This window comes from Candidatus Frankia nodulisporulans, from assembly GCF_902806475.1.
Taxonomy (GTDB): Bacteria; Actinomycetota; Actinomycetes; order Frankiales; family Frankiaceae; genus Frankia; species Frankia umida.
The window spans coordinates 1-4,095 of sequence record NZ_CADCWS010000318.1 but is presented as its reverse complement, the minus strand read 5'-3'; the positions used below and the strand labels follow the sequence as shown (position 1 = coordinate 4,095).

Sequence of the window (4,095 nt, the reverse complement as noted above, 5' to 3'; positions counted from 1 at the left end):
TCCGGCACCGCCGCCGCGTCCGGCACCGCCGCCGCGTCCGGCACCGCCGCCGCCTCCTGCCCGGTGCCGTTCGGTCCGGTGCCGATCGGCGACGCCGCGGTCGTGATGACGTCGCCGGTGGCCGTGGTGGCCGTGGTGATGGTGGTGGGTGGGGCGAACAGGACGTGGGTCGCGGTGGCCAGGGCCCGCGGATCGTCGTCGACGACGGCGGCGTGGGCCGCGCACACCGGGGCCAGTTCGCGTGCCACCCGCGGGTCGCCGAGGACCAGGATCGTCCGTGCGGCCAGGGGGGACGCCGGGCCGCACGGCTCACCGGGTCGGACCACGACGCCGCCGGACGGTGCGACGGTGATCGTCCGCCAGGTCGTCTCGAACCGGTCGGAGGCGGCACGGTCCTCCCCGTCGCCGTCGAGTTCGCCGTACCGCAGCCCGCGAAGCTCGGCGAACGATCCCTCGCCGCAGCCCTCGCCGTCACCGTCGTGGTCACCGTCGTGGTTGGTGGTGCCGTCGTGGTTGGTGGTGGTCGGCTGGCCGTGCACCGTGACGTGCACGGTGTTGCGGGCATCGGAGCCCCCGGCGTTGTCGCGGCCGCTGGTGGTGCTGTCGCCGGGAGCGGCGCGATCCAGGTGGACGGTGATGTGGGCGGTGGTCGGCGGCTGGCCGACCACCCGGACGTGGTCGATAGCCGCCGGCATCCGCAGCACCGGTGGGCCGTCGAAGATGACCGAGGCGGTGGACAGCGCGGCGTCGAGCACGGCCGCCCAGCTGTCGGTCGCGGCCGTGGTGACGGTGGCCCGCAGCACGCCGCCCCCCTGCCGGATCTCGGTGATCTCCCAGGCATAACCCATGTCCGCCACGCCGAGCTCGGCCAGCCGGGTGATCACATGGTCCGCGGGCAGCGGGTCCCCCGCGGGCGCCTGCGCGTCCAGGGAAGCCGGTCCGTCCAGGGAAGCCAGGCCGTCCGGGATGGCGGGGCCGTCCGGGATGGCGGGGCCGTTCGGGATGGGGGCGCGGGTGGTGGCCCTGTCGGTGGACGGCTGGGCGGTGGTGTTCGTGAGCCAGGCGGCGGCGCTGTCGGTGCGGGTGCGGGTCAGCAGACGCAGACCGGTCTCGTCCTGGATGACCTGGAGGTCCACCGGTGAGCCCTCCGGCGGGACGACGACGGGTTCGCGCAGGGCGACCCGGTGCAGCGCCTCGGTGCCCGCGGCGGCCAGGAACGTGCCCAGCAGGACCGCCGCCGGCACGATCTCCGTGCCGAGCACCGGATGGGTGCGCGGGTAGGGGCGGGTGCGGAAGTCCAACGTGGTCCGCCAGAGTCGGGTGCGTGTGCCGGGGACGGCGACGCACGGGCCGAGCAGGGTGTCGGCGGGGAACTCGTGGTCGCGCGGCCCGTCCACCCAGTGCCGGACGTGCTGCCAGGCGTTGGTCGGCAGCTCGATCGCTGGCGCCGGGGTCGGCCAGGTGGGCAGGGGGGCCGCAGCGCCGTGACAGTGCAGGGTGGCCAGGGCGGTCAGCAGGGTGCGCCGGCCCGGGCGGTCGCGGCGTTGGCTCGCGACGACAAGCCCACCGGCCTCGATCAGCGTTTCGGTGATCGAGTGGCTGACCACGGGATGCGCGGACACCTCGAGGAAGATCCGATGGCCGTCCGCGGCGGCGTCCGCGACGGCGTCCCGGAACCGGACGGGGTTGCGCAGGTTCGCGGCCCAGTAGGCGCTGTCCTGGCGGACGGTCGAGCGTGGGTCGTCCAGCGCGGTCAGGTACAGCGGGACGCGGGGGGCCCGCGGGTCCAGGTCGGCCGCGGCGGCGGCGAGGTCGGCGCACAGCGGGTCCATCTGCGGGCTGTGGAAGGCGACGTCGGAGTCGACCCGGCGCACCGTCCAGCCGGCCTGGGTGGCCTGGTCGGCGGCGTACCCGACGGCGGGGATGTCCCCGGAGACGACGGTGGACGCGGGCGCCGCGGCGATCGCGGCGACGGCGCCCGTGGCTAGCGAACCGAGGCCGTCCAGCCAGGCGGCGACCTCGTCGAAGGGGCGGTCCACCATCACCATCGCGCCGCGGCCGGCGACCCGGCGCAGCAGGGTGGAGCGCCGGCACACCAGCCGGGCGCCCTCGGCCTCGGTGAGCACGCCCGCGGCGACCGCGGCGGCGATCTCACCGACCGAGTGGCCGATCACCGCGGCCGGCTTCACCCCGCGCGCCCGCCACACCGCGGACAGCCCGACGTGCATCGCGAACAGCATCGCCTGGATGACATCCACCTGGCCGAGGTCGCCGGATTCGAGTACCGCCCGCGGCTCCACCCCGAGTTCGGCGACGAAGACGGGGCTGATCCGATCGATCGTGGCGGCGAACGCGGGTTCGTCTGCGAGCAGGTCACGACCCATGCCCGACCACTGGGAGCCGTGCCCGGAGAACACCCACACCGGGGCGGGCCGCGGGCGCTGGCCGCGCGCGCCGGTGGCCAGGGTCGCGTCGGCGGTGGTGCCGGTGACGACACCGGGATGCGCACGCCGTTCGGCGAGGGCGGCGAGTCCGGTGGCGAGTTCGCCGGTGTCCTCGGCGACGACCACCGCCCGCACGCCGAGCTGCGCGCGACGGGTCGCCAGGGTTCGCGCGAGCGCGGTGAGATCCCAGTTCTCCCGGGCCAGCGCGGTCGCGAGGGTCGCCGCCTGGGCACCCAGACCCGCCTGGTTCGCCGAGGACAGCGGGAACAACAGCGGCCCCACCGCGGTGGCGCGGGCGGCGGCGGCCGGGTCGGGGCGCACCGGTGCCTGTTCGAGGACGACGTGGGCGATCGTGCCGCCGTAGCCGTAGCTGGCCACACCGGCGCGGCGCGGGCGGTCGCCGTGCGGACTGTCGCCGTCCGGGGTCGGCCAGGGGGTGGGTTCGGTGACCACGCGCAGGCCCTGGCCCGCCCAGTCGATGTCGGGGCGGGGGCCGGTGCTGGTCCGGGTGGGCGGGATGACGCCGTGGTGCAGCGCCAGCGCCGTCTTGATCACACCGGCGATGCCGGCGGCGGCCTCGGTGTGGCCGATGTTGGTCTTCACCGAGCCGATCAGGCAGGGCCGCGCGGCTGGACGTCCGACGACGGCGGCCAGCGCGGCCGCCTCGATCGGGTCACCGAGGCGGGTGCCGGTGCCGTGCGCCTCGACGTAGCCGACGTCGGCGGGGGAGATGCCCGCGTCCACGTAGGCACGGCGCATCAGATGGGCCTGGGCGTCGCTGCTGGGCGCCATGATCCCATCGGTGCGACCGTCCTGGTGGACGGCGCTGCCGCGCAGCACCGCGAGGACACGGTCGCCGGCGGCCAGCGCGTCCGACAGTCGGCGCAGCACGACGATGCCGCAGCCCTCGCCGCGTCCGTAGCCGTCGGCGGTGGCGTCGAAGGCCTTGGTGCGGCCGTCCGGGCTGATCGCGCCGGCTCGGTCGAGCACCGTGGTCAGCCCGGGCCCGGACATCAGCATGATCCCACCGGCGAGCGCCACCGGAACCTCGCCGCGCAGCAGGGCGAGACGCGCCTGGTGCAGCGCGACCAGCGAGGACGAGCAGGCGGTGTCGACGGCGATGCTCGGCCCGCGCAGGTCCAGGGTGTAGGAGATCCGGTTCGGGACGCCGCACAGGGACGCCCCGATCCCGGTCCAGGCCTGCACGGCCGGGGTGTCCTCGAGCAGGCGGCGGCCGTAGTCATCGGTGCCGACGCCGAGGAACACCCCGGTATCGGTGCCGGCGAGGTCGGTCGCCGGGATGCCGGCGTCCTCCAACGCCTCCCAGGCGATCTCCAGTGCGAGCCGCTGCTGGGGGTCGAGCTGACGGGCCTCGGCCGGCGAGATACCGAAGAACGCGGCGTCGAACCCGGCGATGTCCGCCAGGAACGCGCCCTGGGAGATGACCCGGGTCAACACCGCGGTCTCCTCCCGGGACCGATGCTGGTAGGCGGCCCAGCGTCCCGCGGGGACCGGACCGGCCGCACCCCGCCCGGCCAGCAGGAACTCCCAGAACGACCGGGGACCGTCGATGCCACCGGCGAACCGGCAGCCGACCCCGATGATTGCTACCTGCTCCTCGATCGGTCGGTCGTCGGCCGGTCGGTCGTCG

The 4,095-nt window shown here is 75.4% G+C and carries 1 protein-coding gene; it reads right to left on the bottom strand.

The window, feature by feature from the left end; genetic code table 11:
* Window positions 1-4,095: type I polyketide synthase (locus tag G6R24_RS18845; RefSeq protein ID WP_225438728.1), on the bottom strand; the 4,095-nt coding region annotated here is incomplete at both ends.